Below are 24,244 nucleotides of genomic sequence, written 5' to 3'. Positions count from 1 at the left end.
ATACCTCCTAATTTATATATCGGCAATGTGTATACAATTCTCTACATAATTTTGTAAAATCTTTATAAAATGCTGCAGCGTCGACAGCATATCCATGGGAATGTAACGCATGGTATCAATACGCATTTTACTAATATTACTTTGCGTTTAACTTATCGAGCTCTGCTTGCCATATACCCACTTGAGCTTCTACAGCTTCTGCCGGGGTGGCTCTATTCCAATACACATCTTCCGCAGCTTGGCTAGTTCGTACTTTGGATGCGATAAATAATGCGTAATCAGACAACATCACTTCTGGATCTCTTGCAATTACCAAAGTTTCTTCTACCGCTCGTGGGTCGCGATATACTGGGTATTGTGCTGTCATCCAAGAATCTGGCTCATCATATCCTGGTGTTGGCTCGGTCCATAAATTTAGCGCAAAAGCAATGTCCTCCGCTTCTTCTTTTGTATATGAGTTTGGAATTACCCATGCCTTCTCGTTGTATACTACTACATAATTATCTGCAGCAGGACCTTTCGGAAATACCACCATTCCCCAATCATCTGGCATTGCCTCTTGCGTAAAGTTGGTCGATTCCCACTCGTCTCCAATATACATCGCGGCCCCGCCAGACATAAACAAATCTTTGTGACCGTTCCAGTGCTCTGGTCTAATATCAAAATCCGTTGCCCAATAATCTGCACACCACTCTAGCGCTGCCATACTTTCTGGCGATACCAAATTATTTATATAGTCTCCATTTTCATCTACTGCAACATAAGAGCTGCCGTTAGAGAATGTTGCAGCTTGTGCAAATACCGTTTGATTCATAATTAGTGCGTACGTATCGTTGATCCCATCGTTATCTGTATCGCGCGTTAGTTTTTCGGAGATCTCCATAAACGCATCCCAAGTCCAATCGCCAGATGCTTGCAAGTCGTATAGCAACTCTGGATCTAACCCCGCTTCTTCGAACAGCCTTTTATTAAAAAATATTAATCTCTTAGGGCGATCAAATAGTGAAAGTCCATAAACTTTGTCTCCGTCGCTCATCATTTCAATTAACGACTGGCTCCACTTGGCATCTGTTAAGTCTATCGAATCAAGCGATGCCAAATCATATGCCAAACCGCTTTCTTTTGCGGAGCCATTGTAGTTTGCATTAAATCTAAATATCTCCGCTGCAGGATCGCCCGCCAATACAGATGTAGACATAAGCTCTAGAGTGCCATCCCACGTTGATAGCGCTAATTCCTCAAAGCCAAAGTTATGCTTCTCCATCATCTCGTGGCGATACTCCCAGAGCGCTTCTTCTTGGGCAGACTTTTTCTCTTCTGGCTCTTTAATATCCGCCCACGATGCGATAGTAACAACCAATCCGCCGAGGTCACGAACCGGCTCTTCTGTTTCAGCTGGCAACTGGAGCGGCAACTTCGGCAACTGGAGCGGCAACTTCGGCCGTTTCTTCTGCACCTCCACAAGCCGTTAATGTTGCCATAGTCATTCCTATTAAAAATAATTTGCTAAATTTCATAAATTTACCATCTCCTTCTTATTTGTTATACTTTTCTAACTCTGCCTCCCATATAGGCTTTTGAGCTTCTAAACCTTCCATCGGCGTTGTCTTGTTCCAATAGACATCATCAAATGCTTGGTTGATCTTTACATTTTGAGCCAAAAAGCTTGCTAGTAGAGGCTCTGCGTTTTCTGGTTGTCGAAGCATGGCGAGCGTCTCTTCCACTGCTCTTGCGTCGCGATATAATGGATAATATTCTGACATCCAATCATCTGGGCCGTCATATCCTGGTGCCGGATTTACCCATATGTCCAGCGCAAACGCAATGTCCTCCGCTTCCTCTTTCGTATAAACATTTGGAATCACCCATGCCGCATCGTTGTATAGACCTACATAATTTTTACCCTTTGGACCTAAAGGAAACGCAACCATTCCCCAGTCGTCTGTCATCTTATCTTGAGTTAGCGTTACGATTTCCCACTCATCGCCCAAGAAAAACGCTGTCTTTCCAGAGGTAAACATTTCTTTGTGCCCATTCCAATGCGATGGATATACATCATAGTCAGTTTGCCAATAATCTGCAGCCCACTCAAATGCTTCGTAGCTTTCTGGAGACATCAAGTTGTATTGATAATTTCCTTCTTCATCAATTGTGAGATACGATCCTCCATTTGAAAACATGGCAGCTCTGACAAAATTTCCTGACTGCATAGGCAATGCGTAGATATCATTTAATCCATCGTTGTCGATATCTTGGGTTACTTTTTCTGAGATATCCATAAATGCGTCCCAGGTCCAAGTCTTGTTTGCCTGCATATCATATATTGAGTCTGGGTCTATGCCTGCGTCTTCGAGAATTCTTTTATTGAAGTATAAAACTCCAGACGGGCGACCAAATTTTGCCAAACCGTATATGCTATCTCCATCCGACATCAACTCGTTTAAAGTTGAGCTCCATTTTGGTTCACTAAGATCTATCGAATCGAGTGTTGAAAGGTCGTATGCCAAACCGCTGTTTTTAGCTGAAACATTAAAATTGGCCTGCATTCTAAATACCTCTGCTGCTGGCTCTCCTGCCAATGAAGAAGTCGACATCAACTCCAATATGCCATCCCATGTTCCCAATGCTAACTCTTCAAATTGGAAATTATGCTTCTCCATCATCTCGTGACGATACTCCCAGAGAGCTTCTTCTTGAGCAGAATTTTTTTCCTCAGGCTCCACAACGTCAGCCCACGATGCGATGGTAACAACCAATCCGCCAAGATCACGAACCGGCTCTTCTGTTTCAGCTGAAACTGGAGCGGCAACTTCTGTAACTTCTGCAACTGGTGCAGCAACTTCGGCTGTTTCTTCTGCACCTCCGCAAGCTGTGAGGGCTCCCATTGTCGTTGCTACAAAACCTATGCATAAAAGCTTTCTTAAATTCATTCCACATTCTCCTTTCATATATTATTTATTGAGCGCATTTACTCGATCGATTTCTGCTTGCCAAATCCCAGCAATAGTTTCTAGCGCTTCTGTTGGCGTATTACCATCAAAATATACATCGTTTGTGTAGTCGGCTATTTTAACATTTCCCGAAATAAAGTTTGCATAGTCAATTGCAATATGTTCGGTTTGCCTCATTTTAGCAATTGTCTCCTCCACAGCTCTATCATCGCGATATAACGGAAATAGTTCTGCCATCCAATCGTCTTCTCCTCTATAATCCGGAGGTTGTGATGCCCACATATCAAGAGCAAATGCGGCGTCCTCAGCTTCTTCTTTTGAAAAGGCGCTCGGAATTACCCAAAAATGAGGATTGTTTGTGGTTACGTATTTATCTAGCTTTGGACCTTTCGGAAAAAATACGAATCCATACTCATCGGTCATGCCTTTGTTTAGCTGTACGCATACAGATTCCGCTGCGACATACATAGCCACTTGCCCATCCATAAACGATTGAGTGTGCCCCATATTTTTTGTAGTTAATAGTTCATAGTCCTTTGCCAAATAATCTGCCACCCACTGAATCCCCTCCAATGTTTCTGGAGAAAGCGTATTGTTATATAACATTCCGTTTTCATCTCTACCAACATAACTGCCACCGTTTGATAGCGCCGCATATTGGAATATTGTTCCTGAATATGGCAATGCATAGATGTCGTTTATTCCATCTGCATCTGTATCTCTTGCAAGCAGCTCTGACAGTTCTTCAAATTTTTCCCATGTCCAATCACCTGATGCTTGCAGATCATATGGCAAATCGGGATCCAACCCTGCCTCTTCAAAAAGGCGCTTGTTATAAAATACTCCAAACGATGGACGCTGAGTTTTTGCGATTCCATATACGGCGCCGTCTTTTGTCATATAATCTATTGCCAACTGACTCCACTTTGGATCATCTAAATCTATCGAATTTAAACTTGCTAGATCATAAGCCAATCCGCTATGTAGCAATCCAGAAACAAAAGACGAGTGAATTCTATAGATATCATCTTTCGGATGACCTGATAATGTGTTACTGGAGAAATATTCGAGTGTACCGTCCCAAGTTGTAACACCCACTTCTGCAAAAGTGAAATTATGTTCCTCCATCATCTCATTGCGATATTCCCACAACGATTCCTCTTGAGCACTACCTTTATTTTCGGGTTCTGGAACGTTTGCCCAATTGGCCAAAGTAACTTCGCGTCCCTTAAGATCTCTCACAGCAGACCCTGAGGCTGATGCAGTTACAGGTGCAGCAACTTCTGCAACTGGAGCGACAACTTCTGCAACTGGAGCGACAACTTCTGCAACTTCTGCAACTGGAGCGGCAACTTCTGCTGTTTCATCTGCAGCACCACAAGCCGTTAAAGTACCCATAACCGCTATCCCTATCCATAAAAATTTTTTCATTATCCTTCTCCTTCCTTCGCTATATTCTAAAAAATCCCTCCATATAAATAAAATCTAAACTTTATTTAACAAGGAGAGATCTCAAAACTGATATAATTACTTGGCGTTTAACTCATTTAAAACTGCGTTCATTTGCCCTTCCATAGCTTCTATTACCTCTACCGGAGTGGCACCGTTCCAATAGAGTTTGTCACCCATGTTTAAGTCAACCTTGCCGCTTCCGAGGAAGTTTTTGTAGTCGACTCTTTGAACTCCTGGTTCGCGCATCAAAACGTTGGTCTCGTCAACCGCACGCACATCTCTGTATAGCGGATACGAACTTGTCATCCACGCATAATTTGGATCATAATCTGGAGGCGTATCGGTCCATAGATCCAGTGCAAACAAAATGTCATCTATCTCTTTTTGCGTATAGCTGTTTGGAATTACCCAAAGCTCGTCGCTTTGACCTACCGCGTATTGAGTTGCCTTAGGGCCTTTAGGGAAACATACAAAGCCAAAATCGTCATCCATATTTTTGGAATAGTTCATGGCTTCCCACTCGTCTGCCACATGCATAGCAACCTTGCCGTCTTGGAATAATACATTTTGAGTTGCGAAATTTCCCTCACCTGCTGGGAACAAGTCATAATCTTTTTGCCACAAGTCCACGCACCATTGTAGAGCTTCTATAGATTCTGGAGAGCCTAGATTATTGTAGAAGGTTCCGTCTTCGTCTCTTCCTACATAAAATCCATCGTTAGATAGTATAGCAATCTCCGCAAACTGGTTTGCCTGAATAGCATATGCATAGATATCATTAACTCCGTCATTGTCGATATCACGTGTTAATTTTTCACAGATTTCTTCAAATTTTTCCCAAGTCCACTCGCCCGATGCTTGCAGATCGTATAATAAGTCTGGCTCAAGCCCCGCTTCTTCGAATAACCTCTTATTAAAGTATACTCCTTTGCGAGGCTCAAATCCTACTGCAAGGCCATAGATGGCGCCGTCATCAGTTGCCATTTGAATCGCGACATCATTCCATTTAGGCTTCGACCAGTCGATTACAGTAGATTTAGATAAATCTGCAGCAAGACCACTGCCTATTACCTGACCTATGAAACTTGGGTGAAAGCGAAAGATTTCTGCAGAAGGCTCACCAGCTAAAGTTGTGGTTGACATCTCCTCTAGAGCAGTGTTCCATTTAACTAGAGATTTTTCTTCGAAACCAAAATTATGTTTATCCATCATCTCATGGCGATATTCCCAAACAGCTTCGTCATAGCCATTTGCTTTTACTTCTGGTTCCTTAACGCTGCCCAATAGTAACAACTAATCCGTCTAGGTCACGAACTGGCTCCGCCGATTTTTCTGGTGTTGTAATAGGCGCTACAACTTCTTTTACCACCTCTGTTGATGGCGTAGCTTCTTCAGCGCCACCGCACCCCGTCAATACTACTGCAAGCGCTCCAGTTTTTCTTCGAAACCAAAATTATGTTTATCCATCATCTCATGGCGATATTCCCAAACAGCTTCGTCATAGCTATTTGCTTTTACTTCTGGTTCCTTAACGTCTGCCCAGCTAGCAATAGTAACAACTAATCCGTCTAGGTCACGAACTGGCTCCGCCGATTTTTCTGGTGTTGTAATAGGCGCTACAACTTCTTTTACCACCTCTGTTGATGGCGTAGCTTCTTCAGCGCCACCGCACCCCGTCAATACTACTGCAAGCGCTCCAGTTAAAAATAACATTTTACTTAATTTCACCTTTATCATCTCCTCTCAAATATATCAGGACCAAATCTTTATCGGTCTAATATAGTCCTTATACCCCCTTAAGCCTCCCGAGTTAACAGGAGGCTACAAGGTTGTATTCAAATTATATGTGAGCAATAATAACTCACGCCGCAAATTCATTTTACATCTTAAGACCAGTTTGGCTTAAACTTTCAACGAATGATTTTTGGAACACAATATAGATGATTAATAGAGGAACAATAGTCATCAATAGTCCGGTTGAAAGAATAGCATCTGTATATGCGATACTAGGTTTTGCGCCACTTCCGTATAACGCGGAGAAGTGAACTGCTAGCGCTTCTGAGATAGAAGGCAAAGTTTTAGCAATTAGATCGACGTTTCCGAGGAAAATTCTTGAATAATAGATATCTGTCCATTGCCATACGAAAGCAAATAAGAAACAGGCAACAACAATTGCTTTTGCATTAGGTAGCATTATTGTGAGGAATGTTCTAAATGTGCTACATCCATCCACATATGCAGCCTCTTCTAGCTCTTTTGGAATGCCGCGGAAGAATTGATTTAGCAAGAACACATAAAGCCCACTCTTGAGTCCAATTCCACCCAAACACATTAGCAGATATGGCATAATCGAGTTGTGCATATTTATTGTTTCACCTGTGAAGTATTCAAACAATCCCAAAACATCAAAGAATCTAAAGTGTAGATATAGTGAAGAGGTAATTGTTTGCGGTGGCACAATGATGATCAACAGTACGCATCCGAACCAAAACTTTTTAAGCGGGAAGTTAAATCTAGCGAAGCCGTATCCAACAACTACGCAGCTGGCAACTTGAGTGATGGCAACTAACGCGGATACCCAAACTGTATTTAATAACGAGCCATAAAAATCGACGATTTCTGGAACCAGCTTATAATTATCCAGGGTTGGATTTCTTGGAACCGTGATTACAGATGGATCATAGAGATCGGCTTCTGACATTATGCTCAATGCAAACTTGTTCATAAGCGGTTGTAAAATCAGGAAGCAAAGTCCGAATAGCAATATTGCTCTAAAAATTTTATACGAAATATTAAAGATTGCGCTTTTAAAGAATTGCCCATCAGATTTTTTGTTTCTTTCCCACAAATCTTTTGCTCCGGTCGCACCGGCTTTGGCAACTTTCTTTCCAGAGTTCGCCACATCTTTTAGCGTAACATTCTTTGCTTTCTCCTTAAGCTCATTCATATACTCCTTAGAAATAGTATGCTTAAATTTCTCTAGACCCGTTAGTCCTCCGGACACCTCTACTACTTCAGGATTGGCTTTATTTTTTGCAGCTTTTTTGGCAGCCTTAACAGCTTTCTTGTTTGCTCTATCGGCTTTGGCTGCAGCTTTATCATTTTGTGCAGCGCGAGCCTTACGAGCTTTTTCTGCCTTTGCAGCATCTTTTTTGGCATCTTCAGCATTGTCAGACTTAGTTTGTGCCGCTTTTGCTTTCGCTTTTTCAGCTTTTGCTTTTGCTTTCATTGCTTTTTCTGCCGCCTTATCATTTTCATTATTTACATTTGGTGTGTTAGGCATTATCGTTTCTCCTTTCCCGATTTATTCGTAATAGAATACTTTTTTAGAAATTATTGCGGTACATACTCCAAGAATAACCATAATGATCACGAAGTATATCCAAGCCATTGCGGAACTAAATCCATAATTCAAATCTGCCATCATCGCATCAGTAATCTTAGTCATAACTTCACTATCGCTTGCCACAAAGAAATCGACCACCGTATATATAAAGTTTACGAGAATCATTGGACTTACCATTGGCAGTGTAATCTTCCAAAAACATGCCCACGCATCGCAACCCTCGATTTTTGCAGCTTCGAATGTAGTCGCAGAAATACTTTGTAGTGCAGTTAAGAAGATTATGATTTGGATACCAGACGCTATTGCGATATCGTAGATATGGTTGATTACATCAAATATGATTTGCATATACTGACCCATCATACTGTTGGCATCGCCACCCAAAATCGTTTGCAAATAACCTGTTATACTTGTGCTTGTATCTTCGGCTTGAACCACCTCACCCATTTCTTGTAAAAGTTGATTCTCAGCATCTAACCCAACGATAACACCACTAGAAAGAACCACTGGCAAGAAGAAGATTGCTCTTACCAGACCACGGCCCTTAAATGCTTGGTTTAACAAGATAGCAACTAAAAAGCTAAATATTAATATAGAAGGAACATCAATGAGCATCTGAGTAATCTCTTCTACAATCAATCTGTTAAATTCTGGATCTACTAGCAGCGCCTGCTCATAGTTTCCAAAACCAACCGGCTCGAGAACAAATCCTCCCTGACCTGGCTGCAGCTTAACATTTGAAAAACTCATTTGAAGCGACTCGATAAGTGGATTTACTAGGAACATAAAAAATCCTAGAATCAGTGGCAATATAAATATATAACCTGTAATTTGTCTCTTAGTGTTCAGTGTCATTTTACGTCTTCTTTTTTTCAGTTTTTTCATTTTGTATTACCCCCTTTCCACGAAGAAGTCGACTGCTTTTACAACGTTACCATCAATCGTTACGTCGTTATTTGAGTAGTTTACATAAACGGTAGTGCCGTCTTCGTAAGTTGTTGCAAACACATTTGGCTGAACTCTCTCGTGATGAACAATCGGCATATTTGCAGTGTGCCCGAGTTGAGAGTTGTAGCGATTGTAGTAGTCTAATGCTCTTTCTTTAATCAACTCATATTCTGCTGCGTATAGATAAGTGTAGTTTGTATTTTTGAGAGAAGTTATGCTCTCGTCCATAAATGTAAACAGCAAACCTGCTCCATTTTCAATAGAACGTAAGAACTCTTGCTCGAAATCTCCGCTCAGATTGATCGCTGTTCCCGTATAATTTACATTACCCTTAAGAGCCATTGTGTAGAAAGGAATTTGATAATCAACAATTGAAAACTTATTTCCCGCGAGATCCATATTTAGAATAGTATCGCTTCCGCCTAATACATATTCGAATCCGCCGTTGGTGATAATATCTATATCTTCTTTGGCAGAAATATTTTGCATTGCATTTACAGTAGTGTCAATAGTTTGGCCTCTGTGACTAGCTTTCTTTGGATCATAGTCTGCTAGCAACATATTTCCAACATCTTCCAAACTGATTCCTGCAATACCAGCTTCGTTTGCGACTTCTGCTACTTTTTCCATTCCTTCTACTTGAGCTTCTGGAGTAATATTATAAGAAGTTCCGCTCCAAGATTTTTCACCGTACCATACTATTGAGAACGGACTACGCTCTGTGTACTCACGAGTTATATGACGGGAAACATCCTTGTTCATGCTAAATCCTTTTCCACCGTAGGTACTTTGCAATTTCGCATTTAAATATATAGGCACCTCAGCTGCCAGAGCAAACTTTTCGAATTCTTTTTTGCCACCCAACTCATCTAGAATCTCTGGCCTGTGAATAAACGCTTGATTAACTCCACCGTCTAATGCACCAGTATAGATTACAGATAGATTGTCGACGCTTTCTTTGATTTCTGCAGTAACTTTTTCTGCTTCTTCGATAGATGTTAGAGGAACCAATACCGAGCGAGGAACTCCCCACACTTGCTTGGTCATATTAACAGCACCAATTAAATCCATATAGAAAGGTATTCCGTTTTCGTTTTCTAGAGCTTCTAACGTATACTCTTCTATCATATAGTCTCTATACTCAAGAGCAACATCATTGTAGTTATCACCCTCGATAAATTTATATCTTTGAGTAATAGTATCAGTAGGAATGTTATCATCAAACATTATGATTGATTGGAATGACTTGTATGAAGGCTCAACTTCCTCATCTTTCATGATATCAAAAGTACTATATGCTACATTATAGCTATGACCTCTGCCACTTACGTCCGCTTTTACGTGTGCAAACGGCTTGCCTTCTTCTATAATACACAATACAGAATCGTTGTTATTTGAGATAGCGTATGCTCCAAATGCTGCACGGTTATCTTGGATCATTGCTTCTCGCTTCATTCCATAATCGTATCCAAATATATCTGTTTGGAATGCACTTTGGTTTTGCTTACCATTGTTAAATTCGATTAGTGCACCTGTTCCATCTGGCACAATCATATATCCTTCGTCATCCACTCCACCAGCTCCAAACATTGGTAAAAGTGAAATATTGTTGAGTTTATACTCCTCTTTCCACTCCATTGCCGGAATAGGCACTTCCACTAGCATATCCTCTTTGTCAAGACGAATTGTCATCGGAATATTAAATTGCGGCTTAGAGTTTACTGCTCCTGTATCTGCCATATGACGCTCATAGTCTGCAAACGTATATCCAATGGCTTCAAATTTAGTTTGCATGTCAGCTTTAAGATAATCTTGAACAGTATCACGTAGGATGTATAAAACTTGGTTTGCTAGATCTGGATAAAGCTTTAGCAACTCATCTTTATTTTCCTCATCTGATTTAGAAAGTTTGTTAATATCATATTTTTTGTAGTTTTCCTTAATTTTTCTTGCATCTTTTGAGTCCATAAGAGCAAGATATCCGTCAAGTTCTTCTAGCGTAATTGCTGTTGGAATTATAAAAAGCTTATCAGGTGAACCGATCGTATAATTTACGGTGATGTAATCTGCTCCTGATTCGATTTCAAAGAATGAGTCAACAATGGAATACTTATAATTATTTAATACAGCTCCAACCCCTATGTCATTCATATACTCAACCAGCATTGTAGATTGAATAAAATTCTTTGTATCACCGCCTGCTAGTGGGTCTTTAGAAGCATCTGTTGGGTTTGAATACCACACTGCCCCTGAGGACTTATCTTTGATTTCAAAATAAGTTGTTTCTGAATCCATGGTCAGTTTAAGATGCTCATTTTCCACAATAATATCAGTTGGCTTATTATCATCAGTAAAGACTGTTGAAAATACGGGTATTTCTTCTTCTATAGATACCTCTTCACCACATCCAGTAAGCCCCACTGCTGCCATAAGTCCAAGTAAAACTGCTGCAAATCTGCGCTTTTTCATTTCTTCCCCTCCTTTCTTTCCTTAATAGAATCTAAACATTAGTTCACGATAAATAGATACAAAATATGAGAATGAATCTGTTACTAAACTAAAGAATAATACGAATACAAAAATCATAATCAACATTCCAACACCGGTCGCGGCAATTGCCAAAATTGATTGGGTTAACGTGTAGTGGTGAATCATCATTACTGCACATAGCACGAGCCCTGCACACCATAGCAACGAGAATGTATCAAAATAGTAATAGAACGCACCTTCATCGCGGGTGAAGACGTTACTTAGTATTATCATAGGGATTTGAATCAATATATATGGCACTGCGGAATAGCAAAGACCCATATATATATCTACCATTCTACCTTTTCCATCAAACAATGTTGTTAGGCCCCAATTCGAAACCACGGCCAAAAATCCTGGAAAAAGTACTTTCGCAAGCTCTACAAATATATTAATTTTTTCCCAATCTATTGCTAGAAACAAAAAATTCGTATATTGCAGTTTCATTAGATTAACAGCTAGAACCAAAAATAAGAACGTATTTGCTGCAGCTATAGTTCCACGCTTTTCACGTATTAAATCCCAAAATCCATCAAGAGGATGGGTACAGACATATAAACCGAATCTCAAACTATCAACGTATTTGGCCAACTTCTCATTTTTGATTTTGCTTTCCACTTGAGTGTTGACGCCATTCACTTTTTTAATAATCGTCATCCATGATCCCTCCTTTGATTTTTTTGAGTACATTCCAAACACTAAGAACAATCACTAGTATAATTAAGAATGTTAAAACTGGTCCGATGTTGTCTTCGATCCAATCTTTTCTATAAAGCTTGAATGCCTTAGAATAGTTATCGTCATCCCAAGTTCTTTCAAAATACTCCATAGCCAGCTCATAATCTCCAGACTGAATATATGCACGGCCAATACCTTCTGCAGCCAGCTCAAAGTTTCCGTTTAGAGCCTGAACTTCTCTCCAGTAGTCGCCAGATTCTTGATAATATCCATTAACATAAGTTTCGATTGCTTTGTTAATTAATTGACCATACTCTGTTAACGTAAAGGTAGTGATAGAACCATTTTTTCCATCGAGAACAAATAGGTCAGTTCCCATATGCTCAATAGAAGTTACACCTTGAAAATATCCAAGCTTGTTACCAATACCGCCAAATGCATAAAGCAAATTGCCTTGATAATCGTAGCAGAATAATTTTCCACGAGTTCTATCTAACGCTACATATATATTGTTATCAAGAATTGTTATGTCGCTAAAACGTGACGCATCTTTTACGTCTCCTGCAGCACCCCAAGATAAATCTCCCATCGGATTTGTCGTACCATTTTTAACCAGGATATCTTGACCAGTTGCATTGAGCTTTCTGATCGGCGTCGCAGCATTACTTCTGATTTCTGCAACATCAAAAACATCCGTTGTTGCATATAAGAAACCTTCTGAGTCGTATGCCAAATTTGAATATTCTGTTGGAACAAACTGAATCATTTGCGCTTGTTGAGCATCGGTTGAAAACGATCTCCATAAGAAATCTAGTGGATCAAACTTAACTTTATTTGCTCCGAGATATCCTAAGAAATTTCCAGCGGGATCAAATTGTAAAAAACCTTCGTTGTACCCATCAACTAGTAAAATGATACGGCCAGTGTTATCTACCAAAACTTTGTTAGGAAAGAACTCTGCGTTAGCAGCAATAGTTTCGTCCTCCGGTTTTGTAAGCTCTAAGATAACATTGTTTTTGCTATCTGTGTGAAGCACTCTTTGGTTTTGCTTATCAACAATATATCTATCGCCATTGTCTGCAACAAAAATATCTGTTACTCCATCAAGAGTAGTGATCTCTACACCCGAAACTTCTTTAATTTCTTCCTTGACTTCAAAATCGCCATTTGCCAATCTAGTCAGAACTACAATTCTGTCATTTCCAGTATCGCATACATAAATATCATCGCCTTTAACAAAAAGCCCATCAGCGTTTTTGAAATCACCTATTCCAAACTGAGAACCCGTTGTTAACGATATCGGTGTATATGCATCTGGAGATTCACGTTCAACTTTAAAATAATCATAAGTGTAAGTGTAACTTCTTTGATCTGCTATGGTAGCCACAGGCATTGTAGCAGAAAGGGTCATACTTACCGTGAGTAGCACTAATGCTTTTTTTAACTTTTTCACTATTATAAACCCCCTTTCTTAGTCCTTGATACCTGAACTCGCCATTGTTTCTAATACGTTGCTTTGTGAAATAATAAATACTGTGATAGGTACGATCATCATTATTAATGATACAGCAGAACCAACACCCGCACGAGCTACTCCACCTGCAAGAACTTGTTGTAATGCATATGGAAGTGTTTTTAATTCTTCTGAATAGATAACTACAGAAGCTTGATTGTTCCACAAATTTTGGACTGCAAAAATCATAAGTGTTAGCCAAGCCGGCTTAACGATAGGCATTACGATCTCCATAAAGATGGTCCATTCTTTTGCCCCATCTATTTTCGCGGCTTCTAGTAAAACATCTGGAACACCTTCCATAAACTGTTTCATAAGGAATAGTCCTAGTGGAGCTGCAAAATAAGGAACAATTACTGCCCAATAAGTATCGATCCAACCTAATTCTGACAAAATAAGGTAATTTGGAATTGACGTTACATAGCCGTTGAACATTAACGCTGTAATTACCAATCTAAAAAACCATTTACTACCTGGAAACTTATATTTTGCAAGCACAAACGCCGCCAGCGATGATACAATAATGTGACCTACGGTACCAACAACAGTGATAAACGTTGTGTTAAAGAAATATCTTGTAAACGGTACCCAAGACTTCGACATTAGAACAAACAGGTCTTGGAAGTTATCAAGTGTGGGATTTTGAACCCATACTCTTGGAGGAAACAAGAAAATTTCATCAAGAGGCTTAAATGCGGCATTGATAGCATATACCAGAGGGAATGCCATAAACAATGCGAAAAATAACAATATCAAATAAATTCCAAAGTTACCGCCAGCCGATCTATTTAAGCGTTTCGTTCTTTTCTTTAATTTCGGCTCTTTCACTTTCTTTTTCTTTGCCATTACACGTACTCCTTTCTATTCTTAGTTTCCTACCCTGCTTAACATTTTTTGAATTGCACCTTTACAAAGAATCATTGTTCCAAATAATAAGGTCGCTATAGCTGATGCGTAACCCATCTCAAAACGAGTTGAACCGTAGTCGATAAGGTGAGATACAACTGTACGAGCGGCATAGTCTGTACTAGGGAATCCAGCAAGTGCCATCGTTACGTCTGCCACGTTAAATGCTTGCGTAATTGACATAATAGCACCAAATAAAAGCATCGGCTTCATACTTGGAAGAGTAATAAACCATAGTTCTTGCCAACGATTGCTTATACCATCTACGCAACCCGCTTCGATAAGACTTCTGTCAATACCTTGCAGACCTGCAATAAACGATAGGAATCCTGTTCCCAAACTCATCCATAAAATAACTCCAATTATAACTGGCATCATATACGTTGGATTTGATAACCATAAAATTGGCTCTGTTATTATTCCGAACCGCAGTAAAAACGCATTTACATATCCATATGGGTCACCAGAGAACATTATAGACCAAATTAAATAAACCTGACCTGAAATTGTTGGTGCGTAAAAAACAACAACGGCGATAGTTCTAATTCTTGGTGGAAGCTCATTTATGAACCAAGCAAATAGGAACGCTGCGATGTAACCTATAGGTCCTGTTATTGCAGCTATAATGAATGTATTCTTAACACCAATTAAGAAAATATCATCTGCAAGCAGTAAATTAATGTAGTTTTGAAGCCCTATCCATTGAGGTGGCTCCAGTACATTATAATAGGTAAAGCTTAAAATGATGGATACAACAACTGGTGCTATAAAGAAAATTGTAAAGAGAATAGCATATGGTAATACGAACAAATAATAAACTTTACTTTTCTTCATTTGAAGCCAAGTGTATGCCGACTTCTTTTTTAACTGACTAAAAAAACGCTCCATCTTATTCCTCCCCTTCTTTATTAATTTCTAGGCCAAACTCAAGACGTTTTTTCTCAATTTCTTCATTGATAAGTTTAGTATAGTCGAGTAGTGTTTCACGAGGGTCATTATTATTATTAACAACGTTACGAACTGCGTTTGTTATGTGTCTGAATGTATAATATCCACCGGCAATTTGCGGAGTACCTTCTACCCACTTCCATTGCTCCAGTAGAATTTCTTGTTGCTCATTAGTCCAAGGCAGTTGCTGGAATCCTTCGATATTAGCGGTAGCATAACGAGCTGAAGGTCCCAAAATACTCTCCATTTCACGACCAAACCTAACTTGAGTAGGAGCATCTGTCCACCACTTCAAAAATTCCCATCCTTGTTCCTTGATCACCGCATTATCTTGCTTTAACATCATAGATCCAGAAGATGCTCCATATGCTGTTCTATCGATTGTTCCGTCTTCTCGTTCTGTACCAGGCATAAGAGCAAAGTCCCAAAGACCACGAATCTCTGGCGCAAATACGGCTAACGAATTGTACATTCCATATCCTTGAACACCGATAGGCATTTCACCAGAACGGAAACGGTTTAGGAAGTTGTATTCAGATGGCAATTTATAATGCGTAAAGAACTTGGTATACGTTTCGAATGCGTAAACACTCTCTGGAGAATCTAGCAAAATTCTATCTCTTTCTTCACTATACAAATCAGCACCTTGTTGATATAGCATTCCCAAGAACATTGATGGATCTGTTCCAGTTGTTCCCATAAGAGATGGAATTGCAACGCCCATATTATTTTGTTGAATTACAGGAAGCATATCAATTAGATCTTGCCAAGTGTTTGGTACATCTAGTCCCAGTTCATCCATAATATCTGTTCTAAAGAACAACACATCATAGCTTTGCGTATCTGGAATAGCATACACCCCACCCTCGAATTTAAATGGCTCATAAGCACTAGGATAGAAACGAGAGAATATTTCCTCAAAATCTTCAAATTGAGTTAAGTCTTCAACCGCATTACGTAGTGCGTAGTTAACTGGCTCGCCTTGACCAATAGAAAGAACTAGGTCAGGACCTGCACCCGAAATAACTGCCTTCATAAGGGTTCCGCCTTCTACCAACTTAACATTAACCTTAATGCCAGTTTCTGGGGTAAATGTATCATCAATCATATTTTTGATAACGGTACTTTGGTCACGTCCTGTTAGTAACCATATATCAACAACCTCTTGATCTTCATATACATTACCTACCGAATTGTAATCAGTAAAGAATGATGCAACAAAAGAGCCAACTTCATGGAAAGTATTAGCGAAAATTCCAGAGCTAACCTTTTTAGGTTTAACATCAGTAGAGCGAACAACAAATTCATCGATATCTAGAGGTGATTCACTTAGAGTTAAGATTGTTGTACCAAGAGCACTTACATTACTATTAAAATTTGAAAGTGAGCCTGGAATTTCATCAGGGCTTTCCACAAACTCTTCTAGCTGACGAGCCAATGTCTCAATAATCGCTGATTGGCTAGATTTTTCACCTGCATATGCAGTAAGATCATCTACGATTTTATATAATCTCTTGCTTTCAAGGGCCATTCCTTCGATTACATCCGGATACACTTTATCAATATTATAATCACGATACGCGTCAGGAACACTACCTGTAAGAACTAGAATTTTACGATACATAGCATTTAGTCTATATACACTATCCTCAAGCTCTCCTAAAATTTCACCAAGATCACCCAGAGTAATTTGTGTTTTTATAGAATGCTTACCAGCTTCTAAATAAATAGGTGCGGGTTCCCCATCAACAGAAAAAGTAGTTAAAATCCAGTCGTTACTATACCTAAACGGAATTGCTGACAATTCTTGGAAAGGGATTTTATCATCTATATATATAGATCTATTTGATACAAAACCACGTTGATAATTCTGACGTCCTTTTAGATCAATATAATAATATCCATCTTGCGGAACTTCAAAGTCCCATTCAATCCATTGACCAGCTATACGAAATGCGTATCCGCCACCCATATTGAGTTTGATTTTAGATATACTATATGGTTCTGTTCCAGGAGATGAACGATCATATGTAGCATATAGGGAAGGTGATGTTGTAAGCGAGGCTTTTTCACCAGGAATTGTTAATTCGAAGTCTTCGATTGAACTGCTACGTGCAACAGAACTATACTCTGCATAAGTAGGAATTTTTTCGACTGCCTTTAACGTAATTGACTTGATTGCTAACGGTTCGCCAACTCCCTCCAGTGCAATAGTATTCTTGCCTTTTTCGAAATAAAACTCATATGGATCAACTTCATATCCCATATAGTCTTTAAAGGCTAAAGTATTCCACTCTGGAAGCTCTATCTGACTTGGACGAATCTCATTACCTTGATTATCTGATTTGACTGCTCCGGCATCGCCCCAAAGTCTAGTAAACAATATTTTATCAGAACCATTAAAAGGAATTTCACCATTAATGTAAAATGCTCTTTCTATATCAGTACCCTTTCCTGGTGCTGGATAATATTCAACCTCTACTTGGTATAATCCTTCTTCTTTAACATCAACGTCCCATTCTACATAAGATTGGGGCTCTGTTATTAAAACATTACTTTCCCCTTCATAATTCTTATGAAAACTAGCACCCTCTGTTTTGTTAACATCTGTTAAATCAACTTCAATGCTCTTTAAAGCATGAGGTGTCGAAGCATGAGATGCTTGATAATCTGAATAGGTTCCTTCACGATCAATACTAGAAACTTCTGCATCTAAGTCAACGCCTTCATACTTAAATGAAAAATTGTCGACTTCTTGCATAGCATTATACCCAAAATAACATCCGAAAACTGCTACAATACCAGCAAACCAAAGCCAATTTTTGTATTTTGCTTTCATACTTTCCCTCCTTCGGTGTATTGTTGTAAAAATAATTTCATAAAATGTGCACCCCCCCTTTATTTTTCTAAATTAATTTTATCAAATCCCATGGATATAATATACATAAAATCTTAACACGAATGTTTAATTTCTTAACATCTCATTCACTTTAACTAAATATATATTTTTTTTCTTCCCTTTTATAGTAATTTAAAAAATTATATATATATTTTGAATATTTTTTGCAAAATTTTCACTCAAAAAAGATCTATAATATAGTTAATTGCAAGTACATTCTTTAAAATTTATTAATATATCAAGCCATTACAACATATTCCTAAGCAATTAAATTTTTATTTGCTTTAACTAAAAATCATAAATATTTTTTTGTATAATTGGTAAATTATTTTGCATAATAAAGAATAGAATAAAAATTCAATAACAGAGAGGAAATTACTATGGACAATCCATCTAAAGATTATGAGGACCTTATGTATTCAAATTTTGCAAATTCCGAATTTCAAGAAGCATTAAATAATAGTCTATTGTACTTGCAACATAATTCGACCACACTCGAAATACTCTTGCTGCAATCTCGTTGTTATAACCAACTAGGCGAGATATTAAACAGTTTAAAAAAATATCAAGAAATCATAGAACTATATCCCAATTGCAAAGATGCGTATCTTGAACTTAGTGTAATATTCTATAAAATAGGTAATTATAAAATAGTAATCCCACTGTTAGTAAAAGCAATTTCTCTAGGGCACTCCGAAAATATTTGTCTCGAAATTATTGCAGATTGCTATTTTCATATGAGTCAATTTGATCAAGCCGCAAATATATTTATTAAAGCAATAGATTTTTCAGAACATAAGCAGCTAGTTTATAGAAATATAGCAGAATGCTATTTACATTTAGGTAATGATGACTTGGCTGATAAATATCTAGATTTGGCCGACGCATGAGCACAATGTTTCCTGGCTTCTTATATAGCTAGGAACCATTTTACATATATCTGATATTTTACTGTGTTTATAGGAAAAAATTGTATATTGACAAGTTGTTGCAAATATTGTATTTTCTATTAATAAATATAACATTTTTCAAATTATTATGACATTTTTCATTTATGCGGATTAATTATTAAGGAGAATAACTATGAAAAGAAAATATAACTATCTCATTGCAGCCACTTTGTTATGTGCAACACCTTCATGTCTTCAAGCCGATGTTGCCGATTCCGTCAATTTATTAGAAACTAATGCCGGAGTCAGCCGTTTGTATCTAGATACATCTTTTTTAGAAGTAGAAGGAGTTACTGGTGGTAAACTCAAATTTAATCCTAGTACCGGAACCATTGTAGAAGCTGAAACAACTATAACTACAGCATATATTCCAGAAACCATCAATGGTATTCCTGTCATTGCTATTGCCTCCAATGCATTTGAAAATTGTACCCAATTAACCGAAGTCACACTACCCGAAACCGTAAAGTCTATCGGCTCCTATGCTTTCAAAAACACTGCCCTCCAAAAAATATTTATTCCAAAATCAGTAACATACGTTCCTAGTAATGCGTTTTATCAAAGTTATGCTCTTGAGTTTATATTTTATGGTGGACATAGCATCAACCTAGGTATTTCAACTGCAGAAAAATATTATAGACTTACCAGAATTAGCGATAATTATAGATGGCCCGCTGCGACCACTCCTGTTGTGATTGTTACTCCCAGCCAGGTTAGATGCGTTGTCAATGCTCAGTTAGCAACCATTCCTGGAATAGAGGGTGGCAAAGTTATTTATGGAAATGCCACCACATTTTATGCAGACCGCAGAATGGCCATATTTACAGATCAAATTGAAATCTTTGATGTTCAAAACACCGTTACATCTGCTAGTATTCCAGCAAATATTGATGGTAAGCCTGTCACACAAATTATGACTCCTGCCTTTGAAGATGCAACCTTACTCGAATCTGTGGCATTTCCTAGCACATTGGCATATATCAACTCTACATTATTCAAAAATGCTCCTGCGTTACAAACTATTGCTTTTACAAAGGCACCAAACAGACTTGTAAGCAATTTTCTTGATGGAGCTGATAATTTAAACACCATCTATTTTAATGGCAGTACTTCAGACTGGGATTGTTTTAATATTGACCTATCATCAAATGATACTTTGGAGATAATCCATACCCTAAGTCCGGAGTGGTTTTTTATCAAGGATATAGAAGGCGGTCCAATTAGATTTGATATAGATTCTGGAACCGTTTTAGATTCTGCAGATTATGTTGGTTTTGCCATTGACATTCCGGAAGAAATTTCTGGAGCAGCAGTTAAAGTAATAGGTGAAGGTTCATTTGAAAATCGCATTAATATAAAATCTGCAAAAATACCAAATACAGTGACTGCCATAAAAAGTCATGCATTTAGAAATTCGACAATAGCAACAATATCCATACCAGCTTCTGTTACTGAGATAGCCAAAAATACATTTGCTAACTGTAATTATTTAAAGACAATATATTTTGGAGGATCTAAAGAAGAATGGGATAACCTTGATGTGGATATTTCAAATCAGGTTGAAGTGTTATTTCAAAATATTGGTCCTATATGGATCAATGTTAACGGAGTGGAAGGAGGTCGCATAAAATTTGACGCTGCTTCTGGCACAATTACCGACGCAGACAATACAATAACAATTGCTAATATTCCAGCAGTTATAGATGGATTCCTCGTTAAAACAATAGGAAAAGGTGCTTTTGAAGGACAACCCTTTGCCAAACAAAATGCTTTTACAGTTATACTTCCTAGTACTGTCACTTCTATAGAAGAAAATGCTTTTAGATTTTCGGGATTACAATCTATTTTTATACCTACTTCTGTTACATCAATACACAACTCTAACTATGATGGAATTATTGAGCCTGGCATATTTGGTGATTGCTTAAATTTGACCGATATATACTATGGTGGTACCGAATCCACTTGGCAAAATTTTAAATTGTATGTTCCAAATTCTATAGATGTACATTTTACCATCTAAAGCGCAGTTATTTATTGCAGTACAAACCAAAAAGCAGCCTAACTGTAAAAGTTAAGCTGCTTTTTATATACCGACAGTGGGACTCGAACCCACACACTTTAGGGGTGGTGGATTTTGAATCCACTGCGTCTGCCATTCCGCCATGTCGGCCTAAGATGTGATAAACATAATATAACATACCTTTAAAAAAAAAGCAAGTCTTTTTTTTATTTTTTTTCGATTTTTTTTGTCATTTTTTTTAAAATAACATTTCTGGATCTCCAAAATTTTGATTTTTCTCACCTCCTCTTCCAAAAAATTTTTTATTCAATTTCTCGTTCATATGCTAATCTGGCACTGCCATCACCAATATAAATTATTCCACAATAATCAAACTCATTTTTTTCGATCAGCTTTTGCATAGCAATATTATCTTTATGCGTATCTATACGTAGATTCATCCTCAATTTTTTTGCCTCTTCTATAGCAAACGCAAAAATCTGGCTCCCAATGCCCTCTTGCCTAAACTTCATTCCTACAACCACTCTGTGCAATACTCCATATGATTTATCTGTAATCCAACTTCCATCATAGATAGTTGAATAGGTAGGGTCATCTCCAAATATTAAAAAAAAGTAGGCCTTTACTATTTCATCTTCAACAACCACATATCCGTTTCCCCTCTTAGAATCTTCTTTAACATCCAAAGCATTAGGATAACTACCTTGCCACTGATCTACGCCTTTCTCCTTAAAGTAATTTCTAGCTTCATTAAAGTAGAGATCAACTTGCCATGCATCTTCAACAACTGCTTTTCTAATCATAAACTCCTCCATTTATTAAACTCCCTCTATAATAAAAAAGGGAGTAATTTTTTCTTGCTAATCATATTATTTTTGACTCTATTAGAATATCCGTTTTTAATAAAAAACACAAGTTTTACTATTTAGTCATCTTTTCCCATTTCAATAATGCGGCTTCATGTCCTTGGTTCGCTGCTTTTTGAAGCCACCACTTACCCTTTGGCCTATCTTTTGATGTACCATTCCCTTCAAAATAAGCAATAGCCAACTCATATTGTGCGTCTACGCATCCACCATCTGCTGCAGATTTAAGCCATTTAAATGCTTTAATTTTATTTTTCGATACACCTATTCCTACCTCATAACATAAAGCTACGCTATATTGTGCTTGTGCAAAACCCCCAACAGCTGCACTCTTATACCACTTGAATGCCTTTCTTGCACTTTTATGTACAACCGTTCCAGTACCATAAAAATAACCAATATCATACCTAGACTCGGCGTGCCCCTCTTTAGCCAGTTGCTCGAATAACCTAAATGCTTTTACCATATCAATTTCAACGCCAGTTCCATTTTCATAACATTCTGCCACCTTGTGACGAGCCAGTGTATCTCCATCCTTTGCCGCTTTCGCATACCAGGCAAATGCTTCATAAAAATTTTGCATAACCCCTAAGCCATCAAAATATAAATCTCCAATCTTAATCTGTGCGGCCACATATCCTTGCTTCGCAGCCTTACTATACCACTCAAACGCTCCATACAAATTTTGTAAAACCCCTATTCCTTTTTCATAGCAAATACCCAAATTAAATTGTGCTTCGACTCCATTTTGCATCGCGGCTTTCATATACCAAGCAAATGCTTCGTCGTCATCTTGCTTTACCCCGAGACCCTTTTCATATGCAACACCAACATTATTTTGAGCAAATAAATATCCCTGATCTGCCGCCAATTTAGACCATCGAAACGCTTCTTCTAAATTTTGCTCGACGCCGACACCTTCAGCATATGCAATTCCAATCTTGTGCTGAGATTCTTTGTGCTTTCTTTCGGCAGCTTTCTTTAGCCACTCAAAAGCTTTTGTCGAATCTTTTTCTACACCATTTCCATACATATATGCTATACCCACTTTATATTGAGCATCTTTGTTGCTTTTTTGAGCCAACTGCAAATAACAATTAAAAGCTTTTTCATAATCTTTTTCTACTATAATTCCATCAGTATAAATTTTTCCTAATTTATATATAGATTTAGCATGTCCTTGCGCCGCTGCCTTCTCGAACCATTCCCAAGCCTTATGCTCATCTTGTTCTATCCCATCTCCAGCTGCATATCTCAGCGCCATATGATATTGAGCATATACATATCCATTCTCTGCAGCAGTGCGCAGCCAATCAATTCCAGCACTTACATTTTTTTTAATATCGATTCCCTTGATATATTTCCAAGCTAGATCATATTGCCCTTTTGCATCTGCGGGCTCCATGAAATCTATAGGCAAAATGGTGGAGTTTGACATCACTTCTTCTAAAAATAGTATTTCATAGTTTTCCATTTTCGTTTCTATAATATTTTTATAAATACTAAACACATCAAATTGCGCTAGGGCATTTAACTTTTGTTCTGCCAACATCGCTTCGATAAAACTTGTTGGCTCAATCAACTTTTTTTTGGTTTCAGATAGCAAATGATATGCCTCTAACATCTCTAATGCTACTGTACAAATAGCATCGTCCTGTAATACCTGCAGCTCCAGATAAATTACTCCAATATCAATTTCTTCAATATCTTGAATCTGCATCAAAATTTCCAACATATCTAATTCTTTGCTTGCAATAACTTTATTTTCAAATATTTGTGTAGTTATTATTTCAGCTTTTTCAATATTATTCAATGTATGAAAGTTTATTAATGCTGTTACCTGTAATATATCTCCAATAATATTATCTGTTGTATATGTAACTTGATTTAATACCATTTCTAAATTATTCATTGCATAAATTTTTTCATCCAAGCTTATCAATAGTTCTGCAATCAATTCGTTCTTTAACTCGATATTTAGCAGTCCTAATATTGTTCTAAGATTTACTATAATTGCCGCGCTAATACAATTTCTTTCATTTAATGCTACAATCGTTTCTATTATATAATCATCATATTGATTGGTTCGCATTCTTTTAAACCAGTCTGTATTTTGTAGTAATGCATCCTTATTTCCATCAATAAATAAAGCAATCATTTCTGCAATCATTTTATTTATCTTATACACCGGCTGCGCTACTAAGTAGTCTATATCAACCATCTCTATACACCCCC

The 24,244-nt window shown here is 37.9% G+C and carries 19 protein-coding genes and 1 tRNA gene; 2 read left to right on the top strand and 18 right to left on the bottom strand.

What is annotated here, in order from left to right; genetic code table 11:
- Positions 1-136 precede the first annotated feature (136 nt).
- The 15 genes from PCY70_RS08535 to PCY70_RS08465 form a co-directional block, all read right to left on the bottom strand.
- Positions 137-1,402 (bottom strand): ABC transporter substrate-binding protein, encoded by a 1,266-nt coding sequence (locus tag PCY70_RS08535; protein ID WP_305767007.1) that lies wholly within the window; start codon positions 1,400-1,402, stop codon positions 137-139.
- Positions 1,392-1,517 (bottom strand): hypothetical protein, encoded by a 126-nt coding sequence (locus tag PCY70_RS08530; RefSeq protein ID WP_305767006.1) that lies wholly within the window; start codon positions 1,515-1,517, stop codon positions 1,392-1,394. The genes PCY70_RS08535 and PCY70_RS08530 overlap by 11 nt, the downstream gene beginning before the upstream one ends.
- Positions 1,518-1,535: 18 nt before the next feature.
- Positions 1,536-2,930 carry an ABC transporter substrate-binding protein gene (locus PCY70_RS08525; protein WP_305767005.1) on the bottom strand — a complete coding sequence of 465 codons (1,395 nt, stop codon included), beginning with the start codon at positions 2,928-2,930 and terminating at the stop codon, positions 1,536-1,538.
- Positions 2,931-2,951: 21 nt separating this feature from the next.
- Entirely contained in the window at positions 2,952-4,382 is a 1,431-nt protein-coding gene (locus PCY70_RS08520; protein WP_305767004.1) for an extracellular solute-binding protein, read from the bottom strand.
- A 96-nt stretch (positions 4,383-4,478) separates the two neighbouring features.
- Positions 4,479-5,696: an ABC transporter substrate-binding protein gene (locus PCY70_RS08515; RefSeq protein ID WP_305767003.1), complete on the bottom strand. Its 1,218-nt coding sequence runs from the start codon at positions 5,694-5,696 to the stop codon at positions 4,479-4,481.
- Positions 5,674-5,817: a hypothetical protein gene (locus tag PCY70_RS08510; protein ID WP_305767002.1), complete on the bottom strand. Its 144-nt coding sequence runs from the start codon at positions 5,815-5,817 to the stop codon at positions 5,674-5,676. Before PCY70_RS08510 ends, PCY70_RS08515 begins: the two co-directional genes overlap by 23 nt.
- 2 nt (positions 5,818-5,819) lie before the next feature.
- On the bottom strand, positions 5,820-6,131 hold the full coding sequence (locus tag PCY70_RS08505; protein WP_305767001.1) for a hypothetical protein: 312 nt from the start codon (positions 6,129-6,131) through the stop codon (positions 5,820-5,822).
- Positions 6,132-6,282: 151 nt separating this feature from the next.
- The gene (locus tag PCY70_RS08500) at positions 6,283-7,686 is read right to left on the bottom strand and encodes a carbohydrate ABC transporter permease (protein WP_305767000.1); all 1,404 of its coding nucleotides are present in this window, start codon (positions 7,684-7,686) and stop codon (positions 6,283-6,285) included.
- Between the two features lie 21 nt (positions 7,687-7,707).
- Positions 7,708-8,634, bottom strand: coding sequence for a carbohydrate ABC transporter permease (locus PCY70_RS08495; RefSeq protein WP_010167828.1), 927 nt, complete (start codon positions 8,632-8,634; stop codon positions 7,708-7,710).
- A 6-nt stretch (positions 8,635-8,640) separates the two neighbouring features.
- Positions 8,641-11,166 (bottom strand): DUF5696 domain-containing protein, encoded by a 2,526-nt coding sequence (locus PCY70_RS08490; protein WP_305766999.1) that lies wholly within the window; start codon positions 11,164-11,166, stop codon positions 8,641-8,643.
- A 21-nt stretch (positions 11,167-11,187) separates the two neighbouring features.
- Positions 11,188-11,883 (bottom strand): YIP1 family protein, encoded by a 696-nt coding sequence (locus PCY70_RS08485; RefSeq protein WP_242650849.1) that lies wholly within the window; start codon positions 11,881-11,883, stop codon positions 11,188-11,190.
- On the bottom strand, positions 11,870-13,357 hold the full coding sequence (locus tag PCY70_RS08480) for an NHL repeat-containing protein (RefSeq protein ID WP_029488153.1): 1,488 nt from the start codon (positions 13,355-13,357) through the stop codon (positions 11,870-11,872). Before PCY70_RS08480 ends, PCY70_RS08485 begins: the two co-directional genes overlap by 14 nt.
- 18 nt (positions 13,358-13,375) lie before the next feature.
- Entirely contained in the window at positions 13,376-14,263 is an 888-nt protein-coding gene (locus PCY70_RS08475) for a carbohydrate ABC transporter permease (protein WP_305766998.1), read from the bottom strand.
- A 21-nt stretch (positions 14,264-14,284) separates the two neighbouring features.
- Entirely contained in the window at positions 14,285-15,211 is a 927-nt protein-coding gene (locus tag PCY70_RS08470) for a carbohydrate ABC transporter permease (RefSeq protein WP_010167833.1), read from the bottom strand.
- Between the two features lies 1 nt (position 15,212).
- Positions 15,213-18,110 carry an extracellular solute-binding protein gene (locus PCY70_RS08465; RefSeq protein WP_305766997.1) on the bottom strand — a complete coding sequence of 966 codons (2,898 nt, stop codon included), beginning with the start codon at positions 18,108-18,110 and terminating at the stop codon, positions 15,213-15,215.
- 440 nt (positions 18,111-18,550) lie between these two features.
- Here PCY70_RS08465 and PCY70_RS08460 point away from each other — a divergent pair, with 440 nt between their 5' ends.
- Both PCY70_RS08460 and PCY70_RS08455 read left to right on the top strand, forming a co-directional pair.
- Positions 18,551-19,060, top strand: coding sequence for a tetratricopeptide repeat protein (locus tag PCY70_RS08460; protein ID WP_010167837.1), 510 nt, complete (start codon positions 18,551-18,553; stop codon positions 19,058-19,060).
- A 193-nt stretch (positions 19,061-19,253) separates the two neighbouring features.
- Positions 19,254-21,143 (top strand): leucine-rich repeat domain-containing protein, encoded by a 1,890-nt coding sequence (locus tag PCY70_RS08455; protein ID WP_305766996.1) that lies wholly within the window; start codon positions 19,254-19,256, stop codon positions 21,141-21,143.
- 68 nt (positions 21,144-21,211) lie between these two features.
- On the opposite strand, the gene PCY70_RS08450 is transcribed toward PCY70_RS08455, so the two are convergent.
- From PCY70_RS08450 to PCY70_RS08440, 3 genes are all read right to left on the bottom strand, one after another.
- Positions 21,212-21,293 (bottom strand) — tRNA-Leu (locus PCY70_RS08450).
- A gap of 152 nt (positions 21,294-21,445) precedes the next feature.
- On the bottom strand, positions 21,446-21,946 hold the full coding sequence (locus PCY70_RS08445) for a GNAT family N-acetyltransferase (protein ID WP_305766995.1): 501 nt from the start codon (positions 21,944-21,946) through the stop codon (positions 21,446-21,448).
- Between the two features lie 118 nt (positions 21,947-22,064).
- Entirely contained in the window at positions 22,065-24,230 is a 2,166-nt protein-coding gene (locus tag PCY70_RS08440) for an SEL1-like repeat protein (RefSeq protein ID WP_305766994.1), read from the bottom strand.
- Positions 24,231-24,244: the final 14 nt, after the last annotated feature.

Source organism: Candidatus Epulonipiscium viviparus (genome assembly GCF_030708075.1).
In the GTDB taxonomy this organism is placed as follows: domain Bacteria; phylum Bacillota; class Clostridia; order Lachnospirales; family Cellulosilyticaceae; genus Epulonipiscioides; species Epulonipiscioides viviparus.
The sequence above is the reverse complement of the archived record's forward strand: the minus strand, read 5'-3'. Positions and strand labels throughout refer to the sequence as shown.